The organism is Allobaculum sp. JKK-2023 (assembly GCF_034745455.1).
In the GTDB taxonomy this organism is placed as follows: Bacteria; Bacillota_I; Bacilli_A; order Erysipelotrichales; family Erysipelotrichaceae; genus Allobaculum.
Genome location: NZ_JAYERV010000003.1, coordinates 2855866 through 2881977 on the forward strand (window position 1 = coordinate 2855866; position 26112 = coordinate 2881977).

Sequence of the window (26112 nt, forward strand, 5' to 3'; positions counted from 1 at the left end):
GCTTTTTTAAAAAGTACAATGCTAAACTGACTTTATGAACAAACGCCAGGAAAATCTGGTGGAGTTTTTGCTTGAAACGCCCCAGGCTACTATCGAACAGATCGCATCCCGCTTTCAGGTTTCCAGCCGGACAGTGCGCAATGATCTCAAAGAACTGAACCTGTATTTATCCAGCCATAACCTGCTGCCCATTGAAGTCAGCCGGGGCAGGTGTATCTGCGATGAAAGTTTTACGCAGATTCGTGACCTGCTCAATCAGGAGCAGCTGTATACGTTCAAACTGACTGCCCAGGAAAGAATCCAGATTGCCTCCTGCATCCTGGCTGACAGTGAAGGCTATATGACTTTGGCTGATCTGGCAGACCGGCTGATTGTCGGCCGTCAGACCATCATCAAAGATCTGCCGGATATCAAACGTCTTTTAGCGGCATCCAGTCTGGAAGTCGAATCTAAAGCCAATCGTGGACTGCTCGTTCTGGGACTTGAATCCAAAAAACGGACCTTGATCGCAGACACCTACAAGCAGGCTTCGGCGATGGGCCGCAAGTATTTAGGCCATACTCTGGTCGACAGCCATCTGTTAAAGAAGATCGTCTTTGAGCAGGAAAAGCAGTTTGATACCTATCTGACTGATACCTCTTTTGAAGAGCTGGTCCGGTATCTGACTATCGCCGTCTCCCGCATCAAAAATAACCACCTGCTCATGCTCGCTGATGTCAGCCCCCTTCAGAATCGCAGTTATCGCATGGCCCAGGAAATTTTCCACTATGTCAGCCAATATGCGGATCTGGTGGTCAACTCCAATGAAATCCAGGCCCTGAGCGAGGTTCTGGCCAGCTGTCAGTTGATCAGCCGTCTTCCAACGTCTTCCAACTACCTGAAAACCCAGCTGCTGACCCCTTCGTTAAATGAGGTTGTTTTATCCCTGGTAGGATAAAACGGTTACATCCCTGTCTGCGAACAGTGTTCGGCATTAGCCGGCGGGAGAAGGGTTAAGATACAAGATCCTTATCTAAGCCCCGCTTTGAGGACCAAAACTCCCCGAAGGGAATCCACAAATCCAAATTTTATGGGATACAGCCTAGTATCGCAGTACTGGCATCCCGCATCCCCCTTACCGACGCAGGACCAGCCTTGAGACTTTGGCACAATCCGAAGATCGTTCCGCCGCCAGCTTCGGCAGGGGGAGTAAACAAATATGAGTTCAAAACTCATATGGGATTTTTCTATGTGTTTGTGCCGGGTGTTCACACTTGTTTTTGGTTCGTATTTTTTGTGCAGAAAAACTAATTACGCAGAGTTAGGCGGATTTTGCACTGCTTAACCCTTTTAATGATGCAACAAGGCTGCAGACGGTCTGGTTATAACATTCAGATCTTTTTTCATAAAACTGCTGGACCGTTTTTCTTGGAGTCCATTTGGTGACTTCAGGATGATTTTCATACATCCAGACGAGGTTATGGGCGGCGTTGATATCTGCATTGAACTGGCCATGCAGCTTACAACGCGCCTTTTCATAATGAGATTTGTCTCTTTGGATTTTGCTTCCGCAGATATGGCAGTATTGGGAACTGTAAGCCTGGTTGACATACGAAGTTTTAATTGACTTCAATCCAGCTTTGTATTCCACTCTTTCCTGCAAGAGGCCATAAATCCAGCCTGACAGCCTGCGGTTTAGTTTTGACCAGGTGCTTGCCTGTCCCCTGATGTCCAGGTTTTCCATGATGATGTGCCCAATATCCGAGTCTGCTTTGAGAACTAAGGCAATCTCTTCATTTGTGATTGTCTTTAAATGATCCTGGATTCTCTGGGACTGCCTGCGAAAGTGTTTGTTCCCTCTTCGGTTGTTTTCCTCAATCCGCTTAGCTTTGCGTCTAAGGGCATAGATCTGGTCTTCCAGTTTCTTTTTCTCGTCTTCTGAGCATTTTGATTGTGGATCGTTAAGCAAAAACTGGATCTGGTCTGCTTCTTTTAAGGCATTTTTCCTGCGGTCTCGAATCCGGTTGCGCTGGATTCCCCGCTGGCTGAGAAAATCAGAAGCAGAATAGCTGAACTGCTTGAAGGTTGTATGGTCAAGCGTTTGAGCCGCCTTGCTGTTTTTCTCTTTCAGCTCTTTTTCCTTCTTGGCAAGCTTTTCTTCTTTTAAAGAAGCAGAAGCCATATTATGGGAAGTGCTGAGCAGTGACGTGATTCCCGCATCCATCCCAACCTTTGTCTCTGACTGGTTCGGGCGGTTTCTGACTTCAACCATTCTCTGGAAAACTAAGCATTTCCTGTCCCGGTCATAGACAACAGTAAGATTGCTTCTCGTCTTGCCTGTTTTGGCTGTATAAAAGATTCCTTTCAGTTCGACCTTGAATTCTTTCTGGCTGCCTAAGCTGCGCATAGAAATAAAAGTCGTTCCATTTTTATGCTGGATGCCATATCCATTCTTATCGATCTTCATCCATGTATTTTTATTCGTATGAACTGGCCGAAGGTATTGCCTGTATCTTCTTGCTGCGTGAGCAATGAGTTTGTGGAGCCGCTTAGGATCGCATTGCCGCAGATGGCCATTGATCTCTTTGTTTGAAAACTTTTTGGGGACTTCAAACATTCTTTTTTGAAGGATCTTCTTGAAGACTTTGGGAGATTTAGCCACGTACATGACAACTGCCGCTTCATGGGCCGTCATCTTGTAATCTGCGTACAGCTCTTCCTGAATCCGCCTGAAGATTTCTTCATCCATAGACTTGCGGTTCGCTACTGCAGAATGCAAAGCCATTGTCCATAGCCAGGATGGAAGCATTCCATCAGGAAAAGCGACTCCGGTTACTTTTGCAACATGAGTCGTGATGTCTTTTTACACCTGCTTTTGCTTGCGCAGATCGTCCCGGATCTTTTCTGCACTTCGTCCATGAGAATTGATGGAACAGGCAATAGGAGAGAGCAGGTTATAGGTTTCCATGTAAGCAGTAAACAAATTCTCGGCGAACATCTGCTGGTCATCATTCAATTTGATTGAAACCATCTGAATCGTTTTCTTCGATTTGCTCATCTGCTCCATCTCCTTTCAACAGCCGTTTACTTTCCTCAATGATTTTTTTGGTCTTGTTGCTTCTGGGGCCATACAGCCGTCCTGAAAATACAGTGATGATCGCAATCAAGTCATCTGTTAATTCCTGGGCGCCGTTTCTTTCTTCGCCCTGGTTAAGAACTACGATTTCTGTATCCATCTTTTTGGCAATGTATTCAATCAACTCAAAGCCAAAACGAAGAAGCCTGTCTTTGTGGGTAATGACAATATGGCTGATCTTTCGATCCAGTAAAAGATCAATCAGTTTTAAAAGCCCCGGCTTTTTATAGTTCATTCCAGATCCAATATCTTCAATGATTTGATATTTCCAGCCTTGCTTTTGCATATAGATTTCAACCACATCGGCTTGCCTTTCAAGGTCATCTTTTCTCTACTTTGAAAATTCAGCCCCTCAGGCCCCCTTGCCAGTACCCTAAAGTCGAAATCACATATGTGCAGGGGGGCCTGAGGGGCTGGTCTTGCTACACATTGATTTATGATTAATTCTTTAAATTTTTAAAAAGGTGTAGTACCCCCTTTCCCCCGTTAGTTTCAATTAACTAGCGGGTATTATGTCGTATTTGATTAGTTCACTGCTCCCTGATTTGACATTCTTTTCGGAAATGTGAAGACTCTTTGCAGTTTTAGCTTTCTTGATGGTAGGGGGATCCGTTACTAAGACTTCTCCAGTAAAATGGTCAAATACTGCTTCTTCTTTAAGATTCTTTTCGTAGAGATCAGCACTGGTATTGACCGTTTCAAGAAGTTCTTCGCGATCCATTCCCATTGCCAGCAGGGATTGAACGTTGGTTCTAAGCTTTCGAGCTTCTTTGGATTGCGATACATTATTTGGAATGAATTCCTTGTTGCAGTCTGTGGGATGCCAGATAGCTTTCTTTTTAAACATGTGATAAATCGATACTAAAATCTTTCGGGCTATGGCGACTATTGCTTGTTTTGGTGTCATCCGCTGCTTCAGGCTTTCAAACTTAATCTTGTAATAAGGAACCTTCTTCGATTTGACCGCTGCCCAGGCCACTTGAATAAGTGTTGGTTTTAGATTAGCTCCACCTTTGGTTACGTGTTTTGAAAACACTTTGCCAGCAGATTCATTGCTTCCTGGAGCCAAACCAGCCCATTTAGCGAACTGAGATGCAGTCTGGAAATGGCTCATGTCTACTCCAATCTCAGCCAGAATCGTTCGAGCGCTTACCCGACTAATTCCAGGCACAGTTAAAAGCAGATCAAAATATGATCTGAACTCACTGTTGATTAAGTTCTGCATCGTCTGATCTAAATCTAGAATCATTTGATCCAGTCGCTTGATATTATCCAGAAGCGTTACAATCTTCTTCTTTGCCCAATCATCTAGTTTTATCCCCCGGCAAGCCTTGAGAATATCTTCCCTTGAAGACTTACATTTTCTGTGTACGCAAGCCATAATCTGATCATCTGTGCAGTCTTCATTTGATATAATCAGATTGGTAATCTTTGTCGCAGAACTGCCTCTGATATCAGAGAAAACTGTATCGAGTTTTAAACCGTGTGAGGCGAAGCAGGCTAGAAGTACGTTGTGTTCAGCGGTCCGATTCTGGACATAATTCTTCCTCATTCGGCTCATTTCTCGCAGATTCCTGATATTTTGTTCTGGAATATAACTGTTTCGGGTCATTCCATTTCTATAGAGGTCACAGATTCGTTCTGCATCTTTTCTATCATCCTTCTCATTCTTTACCAGGGACAGCCATTTAGGATTGCACACACTTACTTCTTGCATGGCTCGTTCAAGAGCGTTAAAGACCGGGTGCCAGTATACACTTGTCGATTCCATGCATACATTGGTACAATCCAGGTCAATTAACCAATCTTTGAACTGTTCAAGATCCTCGTTAAAGATTGGGAAGGATTTTTCGTATTTCGTTATTGTCCCATCCGCATTGACTATTTTTGCGCAAGCGACAAGAAACTTGCTGTGAACATCGATGCCACAAGCATGGGTAAGGACAGGTTTCTGAGAAACAGTTACTGGCCTATGTGTTTTTGTCGAAGATTTGGCTCTTCTCATAGTTAATCTCCTCCAATTTAATATAAGAAGGAGCTATCAGAAGCGTTGCGAACGCAACAACTATCAAACATTAATTAGTAAGACGATGAAATCTACTTTACAGCCTCTAAGGACTTCTGGCATGTTCTCTGGCGCTTCTGATTGTGCAGTCTTTTTGACTGCCTTGATCATGAATATGAAATCCACAAAAGATAAAACGCACTTATTAACTCCTCTTACAGATTAATTGTAATGGATATATCTTATGAACTGAGTCCTTTATTGAGTTCGATTCACCCATTTTCATTGCGGCATGTGGCCGAAGGCCATGGCGTCTTTTTGGTTGAAACCCGGCAATAGCCAACAGCCGTTCGTTCAGGAAGGTCAGGAGCTTTGCCAATGTATTGATCCATTTCTTCCTGGTCAAACATGTAGTGTCCGCCAATAGAGCGATGGGCAGGCATTCCATCTTCAATCATTTTGTATAAGGTGTGCCTGGCAACCCCAAGGTATTTGCAGGCTTGTGACGTCTTCATTCTCATGGATTTATAATAACACATTTATATTCATTACAGACTGTTTTTTTCCTTAAAAACCCAATATAACCAACTGTTAAAATCCGTTCCCGCTACTACATCGGCCAGTCAAAAGTTCAGGCCGAACTTGATAAACTGGTGATGAATCTGAACTACTACGGCATCAACCTGGCTCTTCTTTCCCAGTTCATGCCAATCCAGTACACAAAAGTTCGTGAAGGCAAGCTTGCAAACAAACCAGAAGCCCTCATTCAGGATCGGATCCGCAATACGATTGACGAATATACCTTTGCAACACAACAGGGGCTTCTCTAATTCAAAGTGGCTGTTAAAAACTGGATGCATTTTCTCGTAAAGAGAGGCATCCTGTTTTATTTGTTTTGCTTTGTTACAGATTTCGAAACGACAAATGGCCCAGATAATAAGGGAATTCGTTTCTATGAACAGTCCTGGAAAAGGAAAGGCCATCCAATACGCTTCTGCCTGTCATTCCATACGGATTTTAAAGTTAGTCATTCTTATCTTCCAGAAGCTCTGGATGAACAATTTCATGCAAGGAGTAAAGGAAAAGGTGGTCGTTTTGGTTTGCTTGGGCAAGGATTTTGTCATCAAAGCCGGATTGCGAAAACAAAATGTAATAAAACTCATGGCTGCTTTGCAAAGGAAGAAGCTTCATTTTCAAATCCAGATATTCTGACCATGAAAAGGGAGCGTTTTTGAACTTGCATTCGCCAACTAAGTATTGACTGCCATCAAAAGAAATTCCAAGAAGATCGATTTCGGTTTCAGCTGTATGGTATCCATTTGGATCATCCTTGCATCTGATGGTTGTTTTTCCTGTCCACCGGCCAATCTTAGCCACCCAGAAAGGGAGTTTTCCCATATCTGAAAGCTTATTTACAAATTGATGGCAGATTTCTTCAAAAATGTATGAACTATATTGATGAAGACCAGGCTTGATGATGTATTGAAGAATGCCGTCTGAACGATGGTCAATCAGGGCAGTAAACTGGGGCTGGCAAAACGCATACCAGAATCTGAAAAACTGATCGGCAAGCCGATAAGAACCTCGGTTTTTATTTGCCTTTTGCTTAGGCCCGGCATCAACTGAAAATTCGCGTCGGATCAGTCCTAAATCCTGCAGATTATTCAGGTAAACAGAAGTCTTTGCGGTGTTTTCAATCAAGGCCTTTTGGGAGATGTCATTCACTCTGGTGCATCCAGATGCCACAGCACCTAGAATATCGTTGTAGATGGCGGATTCACGAAGTTCCTGATGAAGAAGGAATTCGGTTTCACTGAAAAGGGCAGATCCTTTCGTCAGAATTCTGGTGAGAATATTATTGTAGAGTCCAAGATCAGGATCAAATTGGTTTAAATAATGCGGGACTCCTCCCAGAACAGAGTAGAGATAGACTTTGTCAAGATCAGAATAGCCAGGAAAGAACTGAATGGCATCATAAAAATTCATGGGTTCCATTTTGTAGATGCCGGTTGCCCTGCCATATAAAGGATTTTTCTGGCCAAGAAGTTCTTTTTCAATGAAACTGATGGAACTGCCACAAAGAATAACCATAATATTTTGGTTTTTAAACTCATGATCCCACAGATTTTGAAGAATTGAAGGGATTTCAGGATTGCCTTTGACCATATACGGAAATTCATCTAAGACCAGAATCCGTTTTTTCTGATCGGAAGAAGAAGTGTGAACAAACGTTCGAAATGCGCTCTCCCAGTCAGAGAAATTGAGGATGAATCCAGAACCGGGAACCGCTTTTTGCATGAGTGCTTGGGAAAATCGTTGAAGCTGGGTGGCGTCTGCGCATTCCGTGCAAGGGAAAAAGACGGCATTTTTATCTTTACAGAATTGAAGAAGTGTTTCGGTTTTTCCAATCCTTCGTCTTCCGTATACGATAATCAATTCGCCAGAAGATTGAGAATATCGGGATTCAAGAAAACTGAGTTCCTGTTTTCTGCCAATAAACATGGTAAGACCTCCTTACTAAATCGTGATTTACTAAATCTAGATTTAGTAAATCACGATTTAGTACTCATGTCAGGTGCAGACTTTGAAAAATTCGGAAATTGCAAAGAAACTGAAGAGATGAGCCGGCTTCGAAATGCGAGATTTGAAGGAAAGAGAAGATGAAAACAGGGCAATGGCAGATCGATCATCTAAGAAGGCAAAAGAAAGACTGGAAAAAGCAAGCCAAAGAAAAGCCGCCCATCCAATGGACGGCGGCCGGCTGATGATCAGATGCAAGGGGAGTCTTTAAAGTTTTTCTGGAAAGCGGGATCAATCTGACTCGGATGGTGTCTGGGATCCAGGGTGGTTTTCTGGTTCTTTATCGAGTCGGCAGGTTCAATCAGGTCTTTCTGGTAGGCAAGGCGGATCGTACCATCATCTGTATAGATCAGACCGCAGTAGGAAAAACCATGGCTTAAAATCAGATGCTGCATGATGTGATTATCCGGATGCGTATCGATGCGCAGAGAAATCGCTCTGGCTTCGCAGAATTGGAGAATTGCATCAAAGATACCTGGGACTTTGCCAGACGAAGCAATTTTATGGATGGCTCCATATTCCAGATCACTTTTCCACTGGCCCTGCTCAATGATGGCATAGGTAGGATCGGCTCCAAAAATCAGGGAGAACACACCAACGATTTCACCGTCCTGTTCAAGAACATACGATTGATGAAGGTCAATATCGTTTTCAATGGCTGAGGTTAAAGGGCGATTGTCTTTCCATTGATTTGGATTGCCGGTGGCTTTCATCAGCGCACGAGCATGGGCATAAATTGCCTGAATGGCAGCTAGATCAGCAGGGGTGGAATGACGAATCTTCATGGCGTTTTCTCCTTCTCTAACCGGTCAGAATTTCTGCGTGCAGACTCTCTGACCAGACTGGATCCAAAATCAATCAGTCAGATTTAGGTTCAGAAACGATTCTAGAACATTCCCCAAAAAGAGGCAGGCAAACTTTAAAAAATGTCCAATCCAACGAAAAAAGCTTCTGAAAATGGAGACGCGAAATCCCTTTCAGAAGCTTGAAATGTCTGTTGAACAAAGACGATGGATTCAGATCACGGATAAATCTCTGACAATCTTCAGTTCATACGATAAGCAAGGAGACTCCATCCAAATTGCGGTGCAGTTTGGAAAAGCCATTGGCCGATGAGGATGAATAAAGGCTGGAAATCGTCTGTTTATTCTACGCCATCGAAGCAATAGGTGCACAGCTTGCACTTGGGCAGGCCGATGGATTCCACCATGTCATCAAGGCGATGATAGCGCAGGGAGGTGAAGTTTGAACGTCTGCGGATTTCTTCCAGCATCTTGGCATAACGTTCACTGTCCGGGTTGGCATATTCAGCCAGAATTTCGGCACTTGGCTCGCCGCCTTCAAGATCCTGAATCACCCGACGCGTAATCAGATCCAGATCAGAAGTCGAGCGGGAGAAGTTGAGGTATTTGCATCCGTATAAAATTGGCGGGCAGGCCGGGCGGACGTGAACTTCTTTGGCACCGGAGTCATATAAGAACTTGGTTGTATTGCCAAGCTGAGTCCCACGGACGATGGAGTCATCAATCAGCAGCAGACGGCGATCTTTGATCATTTCCTGAACCGGAATCAGTTTCATGGACGCAATGTGATTGCGCTGCGTCTGGCTGACAGGCATAAAGGAACGCGGCCAGGTTGGCGTGTATTTGATAAAAGGCCGGGCGTAAGGAATGCCGGTCGCATTCGAATAGCCGATCGCATGAGCAATTCCCGAATCCGGAACACCGGCAACACAATCTACACAGCCTTTGCCTAAGTTGTCGCGTTTGGCCAGCAGGTTGCCGCAGCGGTTGCGCATCTGTTCAACGTTGATGCCTTCATAGGTTGAAGTTGGATAGCCATAGTAAACCCACAAAAAGGAGCAGATTTTCATTTTTTTGCCGGCTCCTTTGAGCACTTCCACCTTTTCTGGGGTGATTTCAACAATTTCACCGGGACCAAGTTCCCCATATGGTTTATAGCCGAGGTTTAAGAAAGAATGACTTTCAAAGGCGCAGCAGTATCCCGAGCCGTCTTCTTTTTTACCCAGAACGATTGGCGTACGGCCGAATTTATCGCGGGCAGCGAGGATGCTGTGGTCTGTCAGCAGCAGCAGGGACAGCGAGCCATCCACAATTTCCTGCAAGTATTTGATGCCTTCCAGAAAAGAATCTTTTGTACAGATTAAAGCAGCCGCCAGTTCGGTTGGATTGACCTCGCCAGTGCTCATTTCATAGAAGTGGTTCATACCGGAATCGAAGCAGAGCTGTTTGAGTTCGGCAATGTTATTGATTTTACCGACAGTCGAAATGGCAAACGAGCCAAGACGGCCATGAATCAGTAAAGGCTGGGATTCGTAGTCGGAAATGCAGCCAATTCCGATGTTGCCTTCAAAGTCATCGAGTTCCCGATCGAATTTTGAACGAAACGGGGTATTTTCGATATTGTGAATGGAACGGACAAAGCCGTTTTCGCCATGAACAGCCAGACCAGCCCGGCGGGTTCCTAAATGCGAATGATAGTCAGTTCCAAAAAACAGATCCAGAATACAGCTGCTTTTTAAAGCAGCACCAAAAAATCCACTCATGATTTTCCTCCTGTTATAGTTCCCTTTGCATCTCTTTGAACGCTTCAGTTCAGAATCGTATTTTATCACCTGCGTCTCATGAACAAAAAAAATCCCCGGCAAACGGGGAGGTGTCATTACAAAATTGTAAAAAACGCAAGGAAATTGCCCGAAACGGGGCTTGCCAAAAGCACTTTACGCAGTGGCTTCTGGACCGGTGTAGTTTTCAATTCCACCGATATCTTCAGCGGCAATTCCACGTTTGGCCAGATCCTCTTTGGCCAGGCCGGCATGGTAGCCAGTCACGCAATATAAGTAGGATCCAGGTTTTATTTCGGCTTCCGGAATTTTTGCAAGAGGGATATTCACAGCGCCAGGGATATGACCTTCGGCATACATTTCAGGCGGACGTACATCAATAATAGGCGTTCCGTCTTCTTTTGCTTTTGCAACATATTCATCAATCGTCATAAGAAATTACCTTCTTTCTGTACGATTATTATAAAAAACGGATCACTCCTTCCTAAGCGGATTGAACGAAAGATCGTACCGGCTTTCAGGCAGGCTGATTGGTGTGATTTATCAATCGGATGAAAATCCTGGTGACTGTGGACTGAGCATGGCAGGGATTTGTGATTGTATTGGAGTCAGGCGAAAGTCTGTCCAAACAGATTTTAAAGTGATAAAGTTTCCCTTCGATCCTTCTTTGTTCTTATCGGGTGCTTCAAGATGCTTTCTTGATGACCACCACAGAGGGGCAGCAGGAGACTGTGGCATTTCAATTTTGCAGGGATTCAACCATGGATAAAATTTACCCCAATCCCCATAGTGAAGGCGGCCTGCCAATTCAACAATGTTTATTCAATGTTTAGAATTTCTGTCGAAAAATCCTATATTCGATCGTTATCATAAAAAAACGGAGGTGATGTTATGAAGTGTCCAAAGTGTGAATACGAAAACCCCTCTGGCGTTCGCTATTGTGTCAAATGCGGTTCGCAGATGATCCCTCCCATTCCACCAGCCAATGGAAAAAATGCTCGTCACCGTCCAAAACGTCAGACCAATACCCATCGCGTTTTAATCACAGCGCTTTCCATTTTTATGGTTATTGGCGTCGGTATTCTGGCTTTGCTTCTGTTTCTGCCGTCTGGCAGTGGTTCTCAATCTGTTCAGACGGCCGTTGTGCCCGATTTTCCTGAAGAAAACACGGATGTCATCGAAGAGGCTGATCTTCAGGAAGATACAGCCGAGTCTCCGGCAAACAATCTGCCCGGCCGCGATTCCAATGATTTTTCCCAGTACGTCAATCTGAATACCCGCACTGTAAAGATCCCGGAATCGGAACTGACGCTGACTTTTCCTGAATACACGGACTATCTGTTTGACTTTGACCAAAACAATGGTCAGATGATTTTTGAAATTCATACCGCTGACAACATGATTGTCACCATTACCTCATCGAGACTGAACGCTTTGCCGTTTACCAAAAGTGAAGCGGAAACGGCCGACAGTCCGACGATCTACCACACCATTCAGGGGGAAGAAACTGAGTATTACTATATTCTTCAGCCAAACTCCTCGATTGTGACTGGAACCATTATCGACTGCGACAACAACCGTTCAACCAGTGTCAATGTGGTCAGTCAGAGTCTGAATTCAACTCTGGAATCTGACTTCTCGCAGGAAAGCAAGAATGATACCAAGGCGGATAAGGAAAACCAGACCTCTGAGGTCTATGCGGGCGGCGACGGTAATTCTGAGATCTCTCAAAATGAAGCCCATCAGTATGCCGCCGATTCAGAAAGCGCCGCTCTGGGGACGGACGAAGCGGGTGTCATTATTGAATCTTCCCCGAAATCCGAAAGCTCTTCAACAGAAGATTCAAATGAAGAGGCTTCTTCCCGCCTGGAAACATCCAAGCGTCCGCTTGCAAATGCAGCTTCGATGAAAGTGCTTGAAGATCTGCTTGCCTCTTCCGGCATCCACAATTAGACAAAATCCATCCAGTTGGATTGAATTTCTTCAAAACCAGGACCAGCCGTCCTGGTTTTTAAATGGCAGAAAAACAGGCAAACCAATCGATCTGCGTTACGATGAAGGAGATCCATACAGAAATTAGAAGATGGAAAACAAAAGTCAAAAGAGGACAGAAGTGGAAAAGGCCGAATTCAAAGAGAAGGGAATTCAGCCATCCCTTTGGAAAAGAGTTGCAAAGCAGGAAAGAAGGAGATTTATGAATCAGAAAGCAGAGCCTGTGGTTGAAATGGATCAGAAAAATCTGACCCGCCCATCGACAGAAAACCAGACCAGTCAGCAAGAAACTGAGTCCAGTCACAAAAATTTTGATCGCCAGATCCCGATGTTTCTGGGGCCGGGGGCTGTACTCGAGGGAGAGATTCAGTTTGGTGATGACGTAAGTGTCTGGCATAACGCCGTGATCCGGACAGAATCTGCTCCGATCACAATCGGATCGGGTTCTAATATTCAGGACGGTTGTGTACTGCATACAGATCCTGGCTATCCGATCGTGATTGGCAAAAATGTCACGATTGGTCATGGAGCCATTGTTCATGGGGCTGTTCTTGAAGATGACTGCCTGATTGGCATGGGAGCTGTCCTTTTAAATGGAGCGCATATTCGCAAAGGAGCCATGGTTGGTGCTGGGGCGGTGGTTGGCGAGGGCAAAGAGATCGGCCCTGGAAAACTTGCTTTAGGCGTGCCCGCCCGCATCATGCGGGATTTGCGGCCAGAAGAAATCGAACAGAACCGCGAGAATGCCCGGCACTATGTCAAACAGGCCCGCATGCGCCTGCATCATATGAAGTAAAAACCAGCCCTCCCATTCCGGCAAGCGCAGACCCAATTCGAGCCGGAAGACAGAAAGCAGAAAAGAACGAGGAAAGACACACGAAATCGACGAATACAACCGCTGAACAAAACTGACGGACACAACTGATAGACACAACAGATAGATAAAACTGATAGACAAAACCGACGGATGAAATCGAAGAAAAACTGATCGATCAGGAAGCGTAAAAGGGGACTTTTTCCTTTTGGTCTGTCAGGATAAATACCTTGTTTTATTGAGTCTGAAACGAAAAGCAACAGACAATGGCAACATGATGTGAAAAATGCGATGGATCTGTAGTCCTGTGCGGCTGACCGGGTACAGGAAGGCTGGGATATTTTCTGATCATTTTGAGGAACTTGAACAGAAAAATGAAAGGAAGAGGACCAAGTGGATTCGAAAAGCTCAAACCTTGAAAGACGCTTTGATATAATCTAACGGACACCGCAGACTTTTCGCAGTGGTTATCCTGGAGGAAGAACGATGCTTGAAATTCGAAATGCAAAGCCTGAAGATCTTGAAAGAATCGCACAGGTTGAAGCGGCAAGTTTTCCGGCGGAAGAAGCAGCCGATAAAAAAACTCTGGAAGGACGTCTGAACGTGTATCCCAATCACTTCTGGCTTCTGGAACGGGATGGAAAGCTTGTCAGTATGGTTGATGGTCTTGTCAGCAACAGTGAAGAACTGCTCGATTCGTTCTATGCCGATCCATCACTTCATGATGAAAATGGCAAATGGCAGATGCTGTTTGGCGTGGAGACGGTTCCGGAATTCCGTAAACGCGGATACGCATCGATCCTGATGAAAGAAGTCATCAAGGACTGTGTCAACGACTCCCGCAAGGGAATTATTCTCAACTGCAAAGAAGAATACGTTCCATTTTATGAACGGCTGGGTTTCAAGAAAACCGGAGAGGCCAAGTCCGAGCATGGAGGCAAGCACTGGTACCGCATGATCATGGATCTGGAAAACCGTGAGTAAAATCAGACGACAAGATAAGCGAGACCCAAGTCTCGCTTTTTTGGCGCCCACCACTCTGCCCGACAAGACTGTCCGAATTTTTATGGCGGTAAGGTGCTTCCCAGGCGCTTTTTGTTTCCAGTCTGTTTCAAAGATTCAAAACAAGATTAAAAAGACGAAAGAAAAAATGCCTTCAGCTGGAAAAGTCTGGAAATCCACGATATTTTTCATGACCGGCTGAAATTCATCCTTGAATGTAAGCCAATACATCAAGGCGGAAAGTGAATAAAGAGCTAACGATTTGCCAAGGTTTCAAAGAATCCTTCCTCGATCGTAAAAAAACTGGTAACCTTTCATGAATCGTCATTTTGATGACGGTTGAATTTGCTTATAATTACATACATACAAAGGAAAAAGCTATGTCATATTATCAGATTCTGAAACAGAGGCGCCTTGATCTGAATCTGTCCATCCAGGATCTTGCGATCCAGACAAGATTGAAGCCTGAATATATACGTGCTATTGAAGAAAACAACCTGGATATCTTCTCGGATGACTTTTCGTATGTCCGCTACTTTGTCCATGGATATTGTGATGCCATTGGAGTCAACTGGAATCTGATCAAAGATGAAGTTGACGCCAATATCAATGCCTATGCGGCAGCCCGCGACCAGGCCCTTCATCAGGCTCAGGTCAAAATGATGGAATCGATGCCATCCATGACCAGCGGCCGTAAAACCACGAAGGCCAGCCGTAAAAAACGCAAACGCCGTTCGTTATTGAACAGCGCCGGTAAATTGTCCCGATCGATCAGCTGGGGCAGCCAGAATAAGCTTTCCCGTCTGATTTTGATCTGTGCCATCTGTGTGGTTGGCGGACTTGCTTTAGTCAGCTACGTTGGCCAGCAGCGTGCCGCACGTTCTTTAGAAGAACAGAAACAGGCAAGAGCGGATGAGCTTAGAGCGGAAGAGGAAACAACACAGCGTCTGGCTGAGGACCGCAAAAGCCGTCAGGATGACAGCTCAACTCCGGCACAGAACTCGATTACTATTGCGACCACATCAACCAAAGGCGTTTATGATCTCAATGGATTCAATCCGGACAATCCGTCGATTCACATCAGCATTACCCCTGGTAATGCCCAGAAGGTAACGATTCTCTGGAACGATACCCCAGCGTTCTCATCGGAAGTTAAAGAACAGTTTGCCTATGTACTCAACGCCACGACGGATGGCACGCTGACCATTCTCTTTGCCGATGAGCAGTCTCAAAGCAAGCTTTCGATCGATGATCTGGAAATTCCATCGGATTACATTCGCGCCGATGCAAACCACCAGGCAAAACTCCAGTTCAACGTCCACTTCACCAAGCCGTCTTCCGACAGTTCTGCCTCCAGCCAGACAGCCGGCCGGTCCGAAGCAGCTCAGTCTGATCCGAATACCGAACCAGTTGTTCCGGCTGACGAGTATACGGAGCCTGTTTATGAGGATCCCTATACGGACTACACCGAGCCAGGCGGTACATATACAGATCCAGTTTACACAGACCCTGAATATACGGATCCTGGATATACAGACCCTGGATATACAGACCCTGGATATAGTGATCCAGTCTACACGGATCCGGGAACGGATGAGTTTCCAATGGATCCTCCAGGCCTTGATGATGGATCCGGCGATGTCTATGTGGATGCTGATGGCAACCCGATTACCTGGTAGTTTCCAGTCTGTAAGCACTGGTTTTTGAATCCGGACGGATTCTGCTCTTTGTGAGGAAAAAATGAAAAAAATGAACTTACCCAATAAGCTGACGGTGATGCGAATGGTCATGGTTCCCATCGTCTGGGCCGCTTATCTTCTGATTCCGGCTGACTGGTGTGTGCTCAATGAAGCCACTGGTCTTTCTATGCGCAACGTGATTGTGCTGCTTTTGTTTGTGATTGCTTCTTTAACGGATATGCTGGATGGCAAAATCGCCCGCAGCCGCAATCTGATTACTTCGTTTGGAAAGTTTCTTGATCCAATTGCCGATAAAATGTTAGTCAACACCACATTAATTCTGCTGGTGTATACCCACGAAGCGGCTGTTCTTCCTGTGTTGTTAATGATTGCCCGCGACCTTGTGGTCGATGGTCTGCGCTTTTCGGCCGCCAGCCAGGGAGAAGTTGTTTCTGCCGGTTTTTCTGGCAAACTGAAAACCGTCTTACAGATGGTGGCGATTCCCTTGTTGTTATTGTGCAATTTCCCATTCAACTATCTCCATCTGCCGGTTGCTGAAATTGCCTTATGGGCAGCCGCAGTGGTTTCTCTGTATTCTGGATGGGTTTACTTTGATCAGCTCAAAGACTACGTACTGGAAACCATGTAAGCCGCGCACCAAGAAGGTGCAAAATCCGCTAAAACCAACGAAAATGATGAAGCAGCCTGCCCAGTGCGGACTGCTTTTCTTCGTTTGAGGAAGACTTTTTCGTATGATGGAAGCAGAAACTTTTAAAAGCGTCTGGCACCACCCGCTTTTGAAAAAAATGCGAAAAAAATAAAGAAATTTTTAAATAGACATCGATACTGTCACAATATCCTGTATAACTACTGTAGAAATGAAGTGATAGAAAATCAGCGCCGGATCTATCCATAGATTCAGCGTATAGATGTACAGATAGAAAGGAAGTCATGAAGTATGGCAGCAAAAAAAGCAGAAAAAGAAAAAACAAAGTCCAAGGACGAACTCCTTGCCGGCGTCATTAAAGACATCGAAAAAGAATACGGAAAAGGATCCATCATGAAACTTGGAGATCGGGCTGGGGTTGACGTTGAACCGATTCCTTCCGGATCCCTTTTGTTAGACAAGGCCTTAGGCATTGGCGGCTACCCCAAAGGCCGCATTATTGAAATTTATGGTCCAGAATCTTCCGGTAAAACCACTCTGGCTTTACACGCCATTGCGGAAGTCCAGAAGCGCGGCGGCCGGGCAGCCTTTATTGATGCGGAAAACGCCATTGACCCAGTTTACGCCAAACATCTTGGTGTAAACATTGATGAACTGATTCTCTCTCAGCCGGATTCTGGTGAACAGGGTCTGAACATCATGTTGATGCTGATTGAAAGCGGCGCCGTGGATCTGGTTGTTGTCGACTCTGTAGCCGCTCTTGTCCCCCAGGTCGAACTCGATGGGGAAATGGGGGAAATGCAGGTCGGAGCGCAGGCGCGTATGATGTCCAAAGCCATGCGTAAACTTTCCGGTATGATGAACCAGAACGACTGCACCGCAATCTTTATCAACCAGCTCCGCTTAAAAGTCGGTGTGATGTATGGTAACCCGGAAACTACTCCTGGTGGATATGCCCTGAAATTCTATGCTTCTGTTCGCATTGAAATCCGTAAGAGCGAAGTCGTGAAAAACGGTACCGAAATCGTCGGAAATAAAGTCAACGTCAAGATTGTTAAAAACAAGGTGGCCGCCCCATTTAGAAAATGCCAGCTTGAAATCACCTATGGCCAGGGTCTGAGTGCTCTTTCTGAACTGGTGGATCTGGCTGTTGAATATGACGTCATCAAGAAATCCGGTTCCTGGTATTCCTATCAGGGAGATAAGATCGGTCAGGGTAAGGAAGCTGCTAAGGAATTCCTGAAAAACAACGAACCGATGCGTACCGAAATCGAAGGCAAAGTTCAGCAGTTGATCCGTGGATCGAACTTAAGCGATGACATTGATGCTGACGATCTGGCCAAGGAAAAAGAAGAGCTCGATTTAAATGATGAAATCGAAGCGGATTTTGAAAATATCGATCTCGAGACCGGCGAAATTATCGAAGAGTAATTCGAAAAGCCAAAGAAAAGCAATCAACCAGTCATTTATAAAAGTGGCTGGTTTTTCTTTTGGATGTCTGAAACTTTTGACCGATTTCACAAATGACTCCCAAAGAAACAACTAAAAATAATCCAAATCTCCCAATATCGCCGTGATTGTCGCCTGGAGTGGCTATAATAGACAAAATGCCTGAAAGAAGGCGGATGATTGTGGCCCGCCTGAACAGAAAGAAGGAAAGAAAAATGGCCCGATTGAATCACGACGCCTATCCCGTTCTTGACCATACATCTCTGGTCAGTCCGGTGGTCTTTGTGGTCGATATGGTCAATGGATTTGTCAAAGAAGGGGCTCTGGCAGATCCGGCGATCGCCAAGTGTATTGCCCCGATTGAAACGCTGCTCAAAAGCTGCACCCCGGTTCAGACGATTTTTGTCAATGATACCCATGAACCGGATGCCGCCGAGTTTGCCAGTTTTCCCCCGCATTGCCTCAAGGGCAGTCAGGAAGCGCAGGTTGTCGATGAATTGCAGCCTTATGTAACCACCGTTCTGGAAAAGAATGCCATCAGTGCTGCGATGGCCCCTGGGTTTTTCGAACTGCTCGCAAATCTTCCTGAAAAGGCAGATCTGATTGTCACTGGATGCTGCACGGATCTTTGCGTCCTTCAGCTCGCCCTGCCTTTACAGGCCTGGATCAATCAGAACAATCGCAAAGGCATGCGCGTTATCTTACCAGTCGACTGTGTGGAGACGTATGGAATTCCGGGCGTTCATGAAGCGCAAAGCTGGAATGAAATGGCCCTGGCCAATATGGCAGCCAATGGCATTGAAGTCGTCAGCTCCATTCAATGACGCCCAAAGCCGGCATGGGCAGCCAGTCTGCTTCGGTTTGGGCAGACCAGCAAAGGTCGAAGGAACAAACCGGAGAAAATCAAACAGAATCACCCTTAAAACCGTTCAGATCCCGCCGGCAGGCCAAGAAAAAGGATCTGATCAAAAAGAAGAAGAGAGCATAGGTTAGAAAGGACCGGCCTCATAGAACAAGCATGAAAGATGGACGTAACTTATCCCTGGTCATGGATTTTTATGAACTGACCATGAGCCAGGTATACATGAACAATCACAAAGATGAAGAAGTCGTTTTCGACCTGTTTTACCGTCGCAACCCGGATAATGGCGGATTTGCGATTTTCGCAGGACTGAATCAGATTATCGAATACATTCAGGATCTGCACTTTGATCCTGAGCAGATTGAATATCTGCGCTCGCTGCATCAGTTCTCCGATGAATTTCTCGATTACCTGGCCGATTTCCGCTTTACAGGCGATATCTGGTCTGTGCCGGAAGGAACACCAGTTTTCCCGTATGAGCCATTGATTAAGGTCAGGGCCCCGCTGATCCAGGCCCAGCTGGTTGAAACGGCGATGCTTCTGGCCATCAACCACCAGACATTGATCGCAACCAAAGCCCGCCGCATTGTGCAGGCCGCCAAAGGCAAGGCGGTCATGGAATTTGGCGCCCGCCGGGCTCATAACTTTGACTCTTCCATTGAAGGCGCCAGAGCCGCTTATATTGCCGGCGTGGCAGGCAGTGCCACAACGGAAGCCGGCATGAAGTTTGGCATTCCAGTTCTTGGAACCATGGCGCACAGTTTTGTGCAAAGCTTTGAGACTGAATACGATGCCTTCCTTGAATATGCCAAGACCTATCCGCAGGCATGCACTGTTCTGATCGATACGTACAACACCCTGAAATCCGGTCTGGAAAATGCGATCCGGGTTGCAAAAGAATATCTCGAACCCAATGGCTACCGTCTGAAAGGTGTCCGTATTGATTCAGGCGATATGGCCTATCTTTCCAAGAAGATCCGCCGCCGTCTCGATGAAGAGGGTATGCAGGACTGTGCCATCGTTGTATCCAACTCGCTCGATGAATATTTGATTGAATCCCTCGTGGATCGCCAGGGGGCAAAAATCGATTCCTATGGGGTTGGTGAAAACATGATTGTTTCCAAAAACTCACCAGTCTTTGGTGCCGTGTATAAAATGTCGGCGCTTGAAGAAGATGGCCAGATGATTCCAAAGATCAAAATCTCGGAAAACGAAGAAAAGATCACCAATCCGGGCGACAAGACCGTATATCGGATTTACAATCTGGAAGATGGCAAGGCCATTGCGGATCTGATCACGCTGGCGGAGGAAGTCATCGATCCGCATCAGGACCTGACGGTTTACCATCCAATGAACAAATGGAAAAACAAGGTCATTGAGGCTGACACATATGAAGTGCGTGAGCTGATGGTGCCAATCTTCCAGAATGGCGAACTTGTCTATAAAGAACCATCCCTGGTGGGGATCCGGGATTATTGTGCCCGTGAACAGGAAACGCTCTGGGATGAAATCAAGCGTTTCTCCAACCCTCAGGAATACTATGTCGACCTCTCGGAAAAGCTGCTTGATCTCAAACTGGACATGATCCAGCAAAATCGCTAGAACTCAAAACAGGCCAGATTCCCAAATGAGAATCTGACCTGTTTTTTGCGCAGGATGTTTAGGCGCATGATGTTTAAAGGAAAGTATGCAAGCGTAAATGACTTCTAAGTTCAGTCAACCGGACTGTGAGGATTGCCTGAGCGCATACAGCTTTTGATAAATCGTATACAGGGACTGGTAATCAAAGACAGACTCAGCCTGATCTTTGGCCATTTGAAGAAAGAAGGATGCGATGTAGATTTCATCGCGTTTGATCATCTGATCAGAAAACCGCAGTGCCTGTTTGATAAATACGGATGGCTTGTGGAAAACAAGCGTTTCCATCAGCGTGATCGATTCATGCAGGCCGGTAATCAGTTTTCGAAACGGCTTATAAGGTTCGATCGCCTGTTTACAATCCTCTTGGCGATTAAGCTGGTACAGGCAGTATGTTTTGAAAATACAGTTGCTTGCAGGATTGAATTCAAGTTCGGACTCGATTTTTTCTATCAAATCCAGACTCTCTTCGTATCGCCCAAGCATTAAGCAGCACCAGACTCTGTTTTCAAGATTGATATCGTCCAGAAAGAAGAGTCCGAGGTTGTGCATAGATTCTGTGCATTCAACCAGTTTCTGGTTGGCCAGCTCGTATTCACCAATCGAAATAAAATAGATGGCTTCCAGCCTGTCCAGATTAAACAGACGCTGATAGTTCCGGTCGTTATTGAGTTCATTGCGGACAATAGGGATCAGTTTATAGGCTTGCATAGGATGATGAAGGAAGACCTGATTTTTCAATTGAAAATACCGGGCAATCGGGTTGAGGTATCGCTCATCATTGCTTTCAGGAGACATGGAATTCAGGTTGTTTAAATAAGACAGAGAGGTCTTGAAATCACGCAGGCTATTGTAGTAGATCCCACAGATCAGATTGATGACATCTTTTATAAATGGCGGAAGAACTGGATAGGCATCAAGAAGCGTATCGATTCGGTCTTTGAGGCCGTCGATGAGTCGGACGGTCTGTTCGTTCTGGTAGGTAGAAACCAGAACCAGTGCTTCAAGTGTTAGAAGGTAATAAAAGCGATCATCATAATCGGACAAGTAATCAAAGTGATAATTCTCCAGCTGATTCTCAATCACCGCCAGCTTCGGATCGTTGATGTAATAAAGATATCGAATGTACTGATGGATCAAAGACAGGATAATCTCGACGTCATTGGAATAGTCGAAAGAAAACTCTGTTCCGAATGACCGGAAAGCCTTGGCGATAAAATCGTCGGGTATCGCTTTTTTAAAACGCTCCATATCACTGATCAGACTGGCTTTTTTCCCTGTATCTGATTCGACATTCTGGAGCGAATAGCCGGTTCTCAACCGGACCAGCTTGAATAGTGCTGCCCGGGCCTTTGAAATAGAATCCATGAAAGACCATCCTTTCTTTAAAACAATGCGAAGATCGAAAAATTCAATGTCATTCCATTAAGCTTCGGTGTTGGAAACTGTTTATGCGAATTTTCGCATAAGATGTCGAACTCGGATTTAGGGACCTGAAGCACAATCTTGATTCAAAATCTATTCCGGCCAGAAAGTATGATCTGGCTGCCCCGAAAATCCAGGCCAGGATGACGATCCATACTCTCTGCTTTGTTTTCAGAAACAAGCCGAATTCACGATTGATCCGGTGGAGGTTCGTCAAAGCAAAAGAAATTGACCAGCAGTATTGATTTATGCGTCCTCTTATAAGGGTCGCTTAGATATGAATCCCCGATCAATAGGCTATTGGTTTTCTTTATATAACGCAGAAATGATGGCTGCCTGTAGGGGGGGATTTCTTGCTGTTTCTAAGGGACTCCTTAGAAATAAGATCTAATGGATAATCATCGAAACTGCTTTATATAAAATGTGTAGCGAATTTATCTATTGGAAATTAATATTCAGCGGTTCCTAAGCGGTTTATTTTCATTTGTCAACTCTATTTTTTTTACGAAATAAATCCCATTGTCTTTCCAAATTCACCGAAATAAACTAGATACGTAACTGGTTATTTTGTAAGTTTGTAAACTTATCCTGAAATGAGATCAAAAGTAACTCTATATTCGCGGCTTGAAAGAAAGTGACTTTTTCCTCCTCCATTTTGAATAATAGGGCAATTTCTGTCTTCCCGAAATGGAAAAAGATAAGAAGAGCCGTTCTCTTGGCTCATTTTCTGGAAAATCAGTATATAGACCATTATAGAGCGAGGCAGTTTCCAAGCATTGAACAAGCAAGTCAGCGTTTTTGAACAGAGTATGGACGGAAATAGATCGGTGCTGCGTTTTATTCTTTGATTTCCTCGGTGAACAAAGAAAAAAGAGCCTTTACATGAATCAAAACTGATCAAACCCAAAGCAGATGATGAAAAACGTTGGATATCTTACCATGCGCCAGCCATTTGGAAAATATGTTGAGTCCCGTACGCCGGCATATTTATAGTTCTCTTAGGCGAAGGCGCGAATACTCTATACTTTATATAAAGTGCTTTTATTATATTTCAGACGTTAGTACTTCCCGTAAAAAAGCCCAAAATAGTATGTAGAGCCACTTTTGGTATTCTCTTAGGTTTATGATTGTCTGATCAAATTCAAACAAAACCCGGAATTCATATTGGCATCATGTTCAAACCTTTACTGTTGGTGCTGAATTTCGGGTTTCGTTTTTTAGAAATTGAATCATAGATGCGCCAGAAAAATGACTTTTGTCTGACGCATCTTGATTTTGAAAGGGAAAAAATATGGATCAATTAGAAACAAAGAAGAGTGTACATGCCCAGCCAATTACTGAGGCGGTTTTTATCGAATTTGCCAGCAGCCACCCGCTCAACAACATCTGGCAGAGTCCGATGATGGGCCATATGCAAGAAAGCAAAGGGAAAAAGGTGCTGTATCTGGGCGTTTTTGAAGGCTCTGAATTAATCGGGGCCTCAAGCGTGGTTCTGGAACCAGCCCACTTTGGGAAGTATCATGCCCGGACAATGAGAGGTCCGCTTCTCAATTATGAAGATACAGGCGAAAGCATTGCCGCTCAGTTAAACGCAATCACAAAATTTCTGAAAAAAGAAAAGGTTCTCTACTGGACGACGGATCCCTATTGCGTTTACAGCAGACGGGATTTAGATGGCAGAATCAATCCGGCTTTTGAAGTCCGAACGGATTTAGTGGAAGCATTCAGAATGAGTGGAGGGATTCACAGCGGCTTTTCAACCGGAATTGACAATCGTCACGAGCCGCGATGGATGTACATTGTCCCTTTAAAAAGTTCAAAAGAAGAAATTCTGCATTCCTTTGAAAGAAAATGCCAGAGAAGTATTTTAAGAGCAAAAGAAAATGATGTAACAGTCCGAGAAGTCAATCAATCGGAATTGCATCTTGTGGATGAACTTTTGAACCAGGCCGCAAAAAAACACAACTTTCAATGGCGCGAAGCCAGCTATAACGAAAACTTATGGGAAGCTTTCCATCCGTCAGGGGCTGTTAAATTCCTGATTGCTGAAGTAAATCTGGATCAATTCACCTCTAAAATGGAAGCTTTGATTGCGGAAAACAGACAGAAACTGTCCAAAGTCGAGGAACAGATCCAACAAGTGCCATCAAAAAAGATGGAAAACAGAAGACAGACGCTCAATGAAATCATCATGAGCCAGAATAAACGCTTAGAGGAAGTGTCGAAATATAAAACGCAGGGCAAAACGCTGCCCCTGGCAGCGGGAATATTTTTCATCTATGGAAATGAAGTGATCTGTTTGATGAGCGGATATGACGACCAATATGCAGGTTTCTGTGGTCCTTATGCCCTGCACTGGGAAATGATTCAATACTGCCTGAATCATGGATTCAATCGATACAATTTATATGGGATATCTGGTGATTTTTCTTCCTCGGCGATTGATCATGGAGTCTATGATTTCAAGCGGGGCTTTAATGGTGAAGTCTTGGAACTCATGGGAGAATTTCAGTTTCCGGTCGACAGAAAACTGTACAAAGCATTCAAATATCTGAAAGCGGTGAAAACAAAACTCAAATCTTTTTAACAAACCAGCCAGAAATACTCGGTCAATGACCCCACCCAAACTGCCTTGCAATTTGGATGGGGCTTGAAATAAGAAGCTTTCATGCATCTTTTTTCAAGCCTGATTGACTAGCCTGAGTCTTAACTGACTACGTTATTTGAGAATCGACCTTTCACAGGTCTAAACAGGCACTCCGGAACGTTCAGCCTAATTCCGGATTCTGCCAATCTGCATTAACCAGCGCTGAGGTCAGGCGCAGTGTGTAGATCAACAAACCTCTTATAACATTGGCGAAGGCTGATGCTTCATACACTTCAAAGGATGCTTTTTGTCCAGAGAAGATTTATTACCCTGGAGGTAAAACGATGGTTTATGTATTAGATATTGACGGTAAACCCTTAATGCCAACCGAAAGGCATGGCAAGGTGCGCCGCCTTTTAAAAGAAAGAAAAGCAAAATTGGTAAAGAAAACTCCTTTTACCATCCAGCTTTTATATGATTCAACAAGATATACCTCTTACTGTCACGCTTGGAGTGGACGCTGGTTCAAAACATATTGGTCTTAGTGCTTCAACCGAGACAAAAGAACTTCTTGCCTGGGATGTCGAGTGCAGAACAGATATTCCTGAGCTGATCTCCACCAGAAGAGAAGCCCGCAAAGCAAGAAGAAATCGCAAGACAAGATACAGAGCGCCCAGGTTTAAAAACCGAGACAAGTCTAAACAAAGTCAGGTTCAGACTGAACAAAAAGATGCTCAGTCTAAGCAGAAAGATATTCAGTCTAAACAAAAAGGATGGCTCGCTCCGTCTGTTGAGCATAAAATCGACACGCATCTTAACCGGATTGCGGCAGTTCAGAAAATTCTTCCTGTGACAAAGATCGTGGTGGAAACAGCCTCCTTTGATACGCAGAAGCTGAAAAATCCTGACATCAGCGGTATTGAATACCAGCAGGGGGAACAGACCGGTTTTTGGAATGTTCGTGAATACGTCCTCTGTCGCGATAATCACGAATGCCAGCACTGTCATGGCCAGACAAAAGATCCAATCCTGAATGTTCATCACATTGAAAGCCGGAAGACTGGCGGAAATTCACCTGCCAACCTGATTACGTTATGTGAAACCTGTCATAAGGAATACCACGCCAAAATCAAGGCCGGAGAAATTAAAGGACCAAAGGATTTCAAGCTTCCTGAACGGGCTGAGTCTTATCGGGATGCCGCCTTTATGGGCATTATGCGCAACACGCTGTTAGAGCGGTTAAAAAAAGCCAATCTCAAGATCGAAGTGGTCAATACCTATGGCTATCTGACAAAGAACAAAAGGACCGAGCTTGGACTGACTAAAGAACACTACAATGATGCCTATTGCATCGCAGGCAATCTGAATGCCAGACCGTTAGACAAATGCCTGTATCTTAAAAAGATCCGAAGACATAACCGGCAGATTCATAAATTCAATTTCAGTAAAGGACATGTCCGTAAGAACAACCAGGCTCCACATCTGGTTGGCGGCTTCTGTCTTTTTGATCAAGTCCTGTACAAAGGACAGAAATGTTTTATTACCGGGCGCAGAGCGACTGGATATTTTGTTTTGAAAACCATTTTTGGAGAAACAATCCATAAATCTGCATCAATGAGGAAACTGACTCTTCTGGAAAGAGCAGACGGATACATCAAAGAAACAGCAACTCGGCAATTCCTCCCCACCCAAACTGCATAGCAGTTTGGGTGG

22 protein-coding genes and 1 pseudogene are annotated in these 26112 nt (G+C 44.8%); 13 read left to right on the plus strand and 10 right to left on the minus strand.

Translation table 11 applies throughout. The features are described from left to right. The first annotated feature begins 34 nt into the window (after positions 1-34). Positions 35-937: a BglG family transcription antiterminator gene (locus U4956_RS11585; RefSeq protein WP_323090850.1), complete on the plus strand. Its 903-nt coding sequence runs from the start codon at positions 35-37 to the stop codon at positions 935-937. 363 nt (positions 938-1300) lie between these two features. Here the strand turns inward: U4956_RS11585 and U4956_RS11590 are convergent, their stop codons facing one another. From U4956_RS11590 to U4956_RS11610, 5 genes and pseudogenes are all read right to left on the minus strand, one after another. Then, positions 1301-2764 (minus strand): zinc ribbon domain-containing protein, encoded by a 1464-nt coding sequence (locus U4956_RS11590; protein ID WP_323090851.1) that lies wholly within the window; start codon positions 2762-2764, stop codon positions 1301-1303. A gap of 78 nt (positions 2765-2842) precedes the next feature. After that, positions 2843-3037 carry a hypothetical protein gene (locus U4956_RS11595; protein WP_323090852.1) on the minus strand — a complete coding sequence of 65 codons (195 nt, stop codon included), beginning with the start codon at positions 3035-3037 and terminating at the stop codon, positions 2843-2845. Continuing rightward, positions 2988-3434: pseudogene (locus U4956_RS11600) on the minus strand (IS607 family transposase); the annotation flags it as partial. The gene U4956_RS11595 and the pseudogene U4956_RS11600, both read right to left, overlap by 50 nt. A 177-nt stretch (positions 3435-3611) precedes the next feature. After that, on the minus strand, positions 3612-5120 hold the full coding sequence (locus U4956_RS11605; protein WP_323089548.1) for an IS110 family transposase: 1509 nt from the start codon (positions 5118-5120) through the stop codon (positions 3612-3614). Between the two features lie 272 nt (positions 5121-5392). After that, on the minus strand, positions 5393-5635 hold the full coding sequence (locus U4956_RS11610; protein WP_323090853.1) for an excisionase family DNA-binding protein: 243 nt from the start codon (positions 5633-5635) through the stop codon (positions 5393-5395). Positions 5636-5716: 81 nt separating this feature from the next. On the opposite strand from U4956_RS11610, the gene U4956_RS11615 reads away from it, so the two are divergent. Continuing rightward, a complete protein-coding gene (locus U4956_RS11615; protein WP_323091505.1) occupies positions 5717-5950 on the plus strand; it encodes a class II D-tagatose-bisphosphate aldolase non-catalytic subunit in 234 nt (77 codons plus the stop codon). Between the two features lie 193 nt (positions 5951-6143). Here the strand turns inward: U4956_RS11615 and U4956_RS11620 are convergent, their stop codons facing one another. From U4956_RS11620 to U4956_RS11635, 4 genes are all read right to left on the minus strand, one after another. After that, positions 6144-7622: an ATP-binding protein gene (locus U4956_RS11620; protein WP_323090854.1), complete on the minus strand. Its 1479-nt coding sequence runs from the start codon at positions 7620-7622 to the stop codon at positions 6144-6146. Positions 7623-7888: 266 nt separating this feature from the next. Then, positions 7889-8485 (minus strand): N-acetyltransferase, encoded by a 597-nt coding sequence (locus U4956_RS11625; RefSeq protein ID WP_323090855.1) that lies wholly within the window; start codon positions 8483-8485, stop codon positions 7889-7891. A 359-nt stretch (positions 8486-8844) separates the two neighbouring features. Continuing rightward, positions 8845-10266 (minus strand): amidophosphoribosyltransferase, encoded by a 1422-nt coding sequence (locus tag U4956_RS11630; RefSeq protein ID WP_323090856.1) that lies wholly within the window; start codon positions 10264-10266, stop codon positions 8845-8847. A 174-nt stretch (positions 10267-10440) separates the two neighbouring features. Beyond that, complete coding sequence (locus tag U4956_RS11635) at positions 10441-10716, minus strand: rhodanese-like domain-containing protein (RefSeq protein ID WP_323090857.1); 276 nt, start codon at positions 10714-10716, stop codon at positions 10441-10443. A 459-nt stretch (positions 10717-11175) separates the two neighbouring features. Between U4956_RS11635 and U4956_RS11640 the strand changes: the two genes are divergently transcribed. The 8 genes from U4956_RS11640 to U4956_RS11675 all read left to right on the plus strand — a co-directional run bounded on the left by U4956_RS11640 (position 11176) and on the right by U4956_RS11675 (position 20351). Further along, the gene (locus tag U4956_RS11640) at positions 11176-12237 is read left to right on the plus strand and encodes a zinc ribbon domain-containing protein (protein ID WP_323090858.1); all 1062 of its coding nucleotides are present in this window, start codon (positions 11176-11178) and stop codon (positions 12235-12237) included. 241 nt (positions 12238-12478) lie between these two features. Further along, the gene (locus tag U4956_RS11645) at positions 12479-13072 is read left to right on the plus strand and encodes a gamma carbonic anhydrase family protein (protein WP_323090859.1); all 594 of its coding nucleotides are present in this window, start codon (positions 12479-12481) and stop codon (positions 13070-13072) included. Between the two features lie 504 nt (positions 13073-13576). After that, positions 13577-14074, plus strand: a complete 498-nt coding sequence (locus tag U4956_RS11650; protein WP_323090860.1) for a GNAT family N-acetyltransferase — start codon at positions 13577-13579, stop codon at positions 14072-14074. A gap of 398 nt (positions 14075-14472) precedes the next feature. Further along, the gene (locus U4956_RS11655) at positions 14473-15771 is read left to right on the plus strand and encodes a helix-turn-helix domain-containing protein (RefSeq protein ID WP_323090861.1); all 1299 of its coding nucleotides are present in this window, start codon (positions 14473-14475) and stop codon (positions 15769-15771) included. Between the two features lie 61 nt (positions 15772-15832). Further along, positions 15833-16420 (plus strand): CDP-diacylglycerol--glycerol-3-phosphate 3-phosphatidyltransferase, encoded by a 588-nt coding sequence (gene pgsA, locus U4956_RS11660; protein WP_395529323.1) that lies wholly within the window; start codon positions 15833-15835, stop codon positions 16418-16420. Positions 16421-16729: 309 nt separating this feature from the next. Further along, entirely contained in the window at positions 16730-17869 is a 1140-nt protein-coding gene (gene recA, locus U4956_RS11665; protein ID WP_323090862.1) for a recombinase RecA, read from the plus strand. A 233-nt stretch (positions 17870-18102) separates the two neighbouring features. Beyond that, positions 18103-18711, plus strand: a complete 609-nt coding sequence (locus U4956_RS11670; protein ID WP_323090863.1) for a cysteine hydrolase family protein — start codon at positions 18103-18105, stop codon at positions 18709-18711. A gap of 194 nt (positions 18712-18905) precedes the next feature. Beyond that, complete coding sequence (locus tag U4956_RS11675; RefSeq protein WP_323090865.1) at positions 18906-20351, plus strand: nicotinate phosphoribosyltransferase; 1446 nt, start codon at positions 18906-18908, stop codon at positions 20349-20351. Positions 20352-20465: 114 nt separating this feature from the next. Here the strand turns inward: U4956_RS11675 and U4956_RS11680 are convergent, their stop codons facing one another. Next, on the minus strand, positions 20466-21755 hold the full coding sequence (locus tag U4956_RS11680) for a hypothetical protein (RefSeq protein ID WP_323090866.1): 1290 nt from the start codon (positions 21753-21755) through the stop codon (positions 20466-20468). A 1348-nt stretch (positions 21756-23103) separates the two neighbouring features. Between U4956_RS11680 and U4956_RS11685 the strand changes: the two genes are divergently transcribed. The 3 genes from U4956_RS11685 (at position 23104) to iscB (ending at position 26100) form a co-directional block, all read left to right on the plus strand. Beyond that, a complete protein-coding gene (locus U4956_RS11685) occupies positions 23104-24399 on the plus strand; it encodes a peptidoglycan bridge formation glycyltransferase FemA/FemB family protein (protein ID WP_323090867.1) in 1296 nt (431 codons plus the stop codon). 380 nt (positions 24400-24779) lie between these two features. Continuing rightward, on the plus strand, positions 24780-24944 hold the full coding sequence (locus U4956_RS14465) for an RRXRR domain-containing protein (RefSeq protein WP_416347424.1): 165 nt from the start codon (positions 24780-24782) through the stop codon (positions 24942-24944). Beyond that, positions 24874-26100 carry an RNA-guided endonuclease IscB gene (iscB, locus tag U4956_RS11690; RefSeq protein ID WP_323090868.1) on the plus strand — a complete coding sequence of 409 codons (1227 nt, stop codon included), beginning with the start codon at positions 24874-24876 and terminating at the stop codon, positions 26098-26100. The genes U4956_RS14465 and iscB overlap by 71 nt, the downstream gene beginning before the upstream one ends. Positions 26101-26112 lie beyond the last annotated feature (12 nt).

Excerpts from the sequence above, each read along its gene's own strand:
- U4956_RS11675 (WP_323090865.1), top strand. The coding sequence starts at position 18,906 with ATGAAAGATGGACGTAACTTATCCCTGGTCATGGATTTTTATGAACTG.
- U4956_RS11590 (WP_323090851.1), bottom strand. The coding sequence starts at position 2,764 with ATGGCTTTGCATTCTGCAGTAGCGAACCGCAAGTCTATGGATGAAGAA.
- U4956_RS11650 (WP_323090860.1), top strand. The coding sequence starts at position 13,577 with ATGCTTGAAATTCGAAATGCAAAGCCTGAAGATCTTGAAAGAATCGCA.
- U4956_RS11640 (WP_323090858.1), top strand. The coding sequence starts at position 11,176 with ATGAAGTGTCCAAAGTGTGAATACGAAAACCCCTCTGGCGTTCGCTAT.
- U4956_RS11620 (WP_323090854.1), bottom strand. The coding sequence starts at position 7,622 with ATGTTTATTGGCAGAAAACAGGAACTCAGTTTTCTTGAATCCCGATAT.
- U4956_RS11610 (WP_323090853.1), bottom strand. The coding sequence starts at position 5,635 with ATGAAGACGTCACAAGCCTGCAAATACCTTGGGGTTGCCAGGCACACC.
- pgsA (WP_395529323.1), top strand. The coding sequence starts at position 15,833 with ATGAAAAAAATGAACTTACCCAATAAGCTGACGGTGATGCGAATGGTC.
- U4956_RS11630 (WP_323090856.1), bottom strand. The coding sequence starts at position 10,266 with ATGAGTGGATTTTTTGGTGCTGCTTTAAAAAGCAGCTGTATTCTGGAT.
- U4956_RS11595 (WP_323090852.1), bottom strand. The coding sequence starts at position 3,037 with ATGAGCAAATCGAAGAAAACGATTCAGATGGTTTCAATCAAATTGAAT.
- U4956_RS14465 (WP_416347424.1), top strand. The coding sequence starts at position 24,780 with ATGCCAACCGAAAGGCATGGCAAGGTGCGCCGCCTTTTAAAAGAAAGA.
- U4956_RS11685 (WP_323090867.1), top strand. The coding sequence starts at position 23,104 with ATGGATCAATTAGAAACAAAGAAGAGTGTACATGCCCAGCCAATTACT.
- U4956_RS11680 (WP_323090866.1), bottom strand. The coding sequence starts at position 21,755 with ATGGATTCTATTTCAAAGGCCCGGGCAGCACTATTCAAGCTGGTCCGG.
- U4956_RS11670 (WP_323090863.1), top strand. The coding sequence starts at position 18,103 with ATGGCCCGATTGAATCACGACGCCTATCCCGTTCTTGACCATACATCT.
- iscB (WP_323090868.1), top strand. The coding sequence starts at position 24,874 with ATGATTCAACAAGATATACCTCTTACTGTCACGCTTGGAGTGGACGCT.
- U4956_RS11635 (WP_323090857.1), bottom strand. The coding sequence starts at position 10,716 with ATGACGATTGATGAATATGTTGCAAAAGCAAAAGAAGACGGAACGCCT.
- U4956_RS11625 (WP_323090855.1), bottom strand. The coding sequence starts at position 8,485 with ATGAAGATTCGTCATTCCACCCCTGCTGATCTAGCTGCCATTCAGGCA.
- U4956_RS11605 (WP_323089548.1), bottom strand. The coding sequence starts at position 5,120 with ATGAGAAGAGCCAAATCTTCGACAAAAACACATAGGCCAGTAACTGTT.
- recA (WP_323090862.1), top strand. The coding sequence starts at position 16,730 with ATGGCAGCAAAAAAAGCAGAAAAAGAAAAAACAAAGTCCAAGGACGAA.
- U4956_RS11655 (WP_323090861.1), top strand. The coding sequence starts at position 14,473 with ATGTCATATTATCAGATTCTGAAACAGAGGCGCCTTGATCTGAATCTG.
- U4956_RS11585 (WP_323090850.1), top strand. The coding sequence starts at position 35 with ATGAACAAACGCCAGGAAAATCTGGTGGAGTTTTTGCTTGAAACGCCC.
- U4956_RS11645 (WP_323090859.1), top strand. The coding sequence starts at position 12,479 with ATGAATCAGAAAGCAGAGCCTGTGGTTGAAATGGATCAGAAAAATCTG.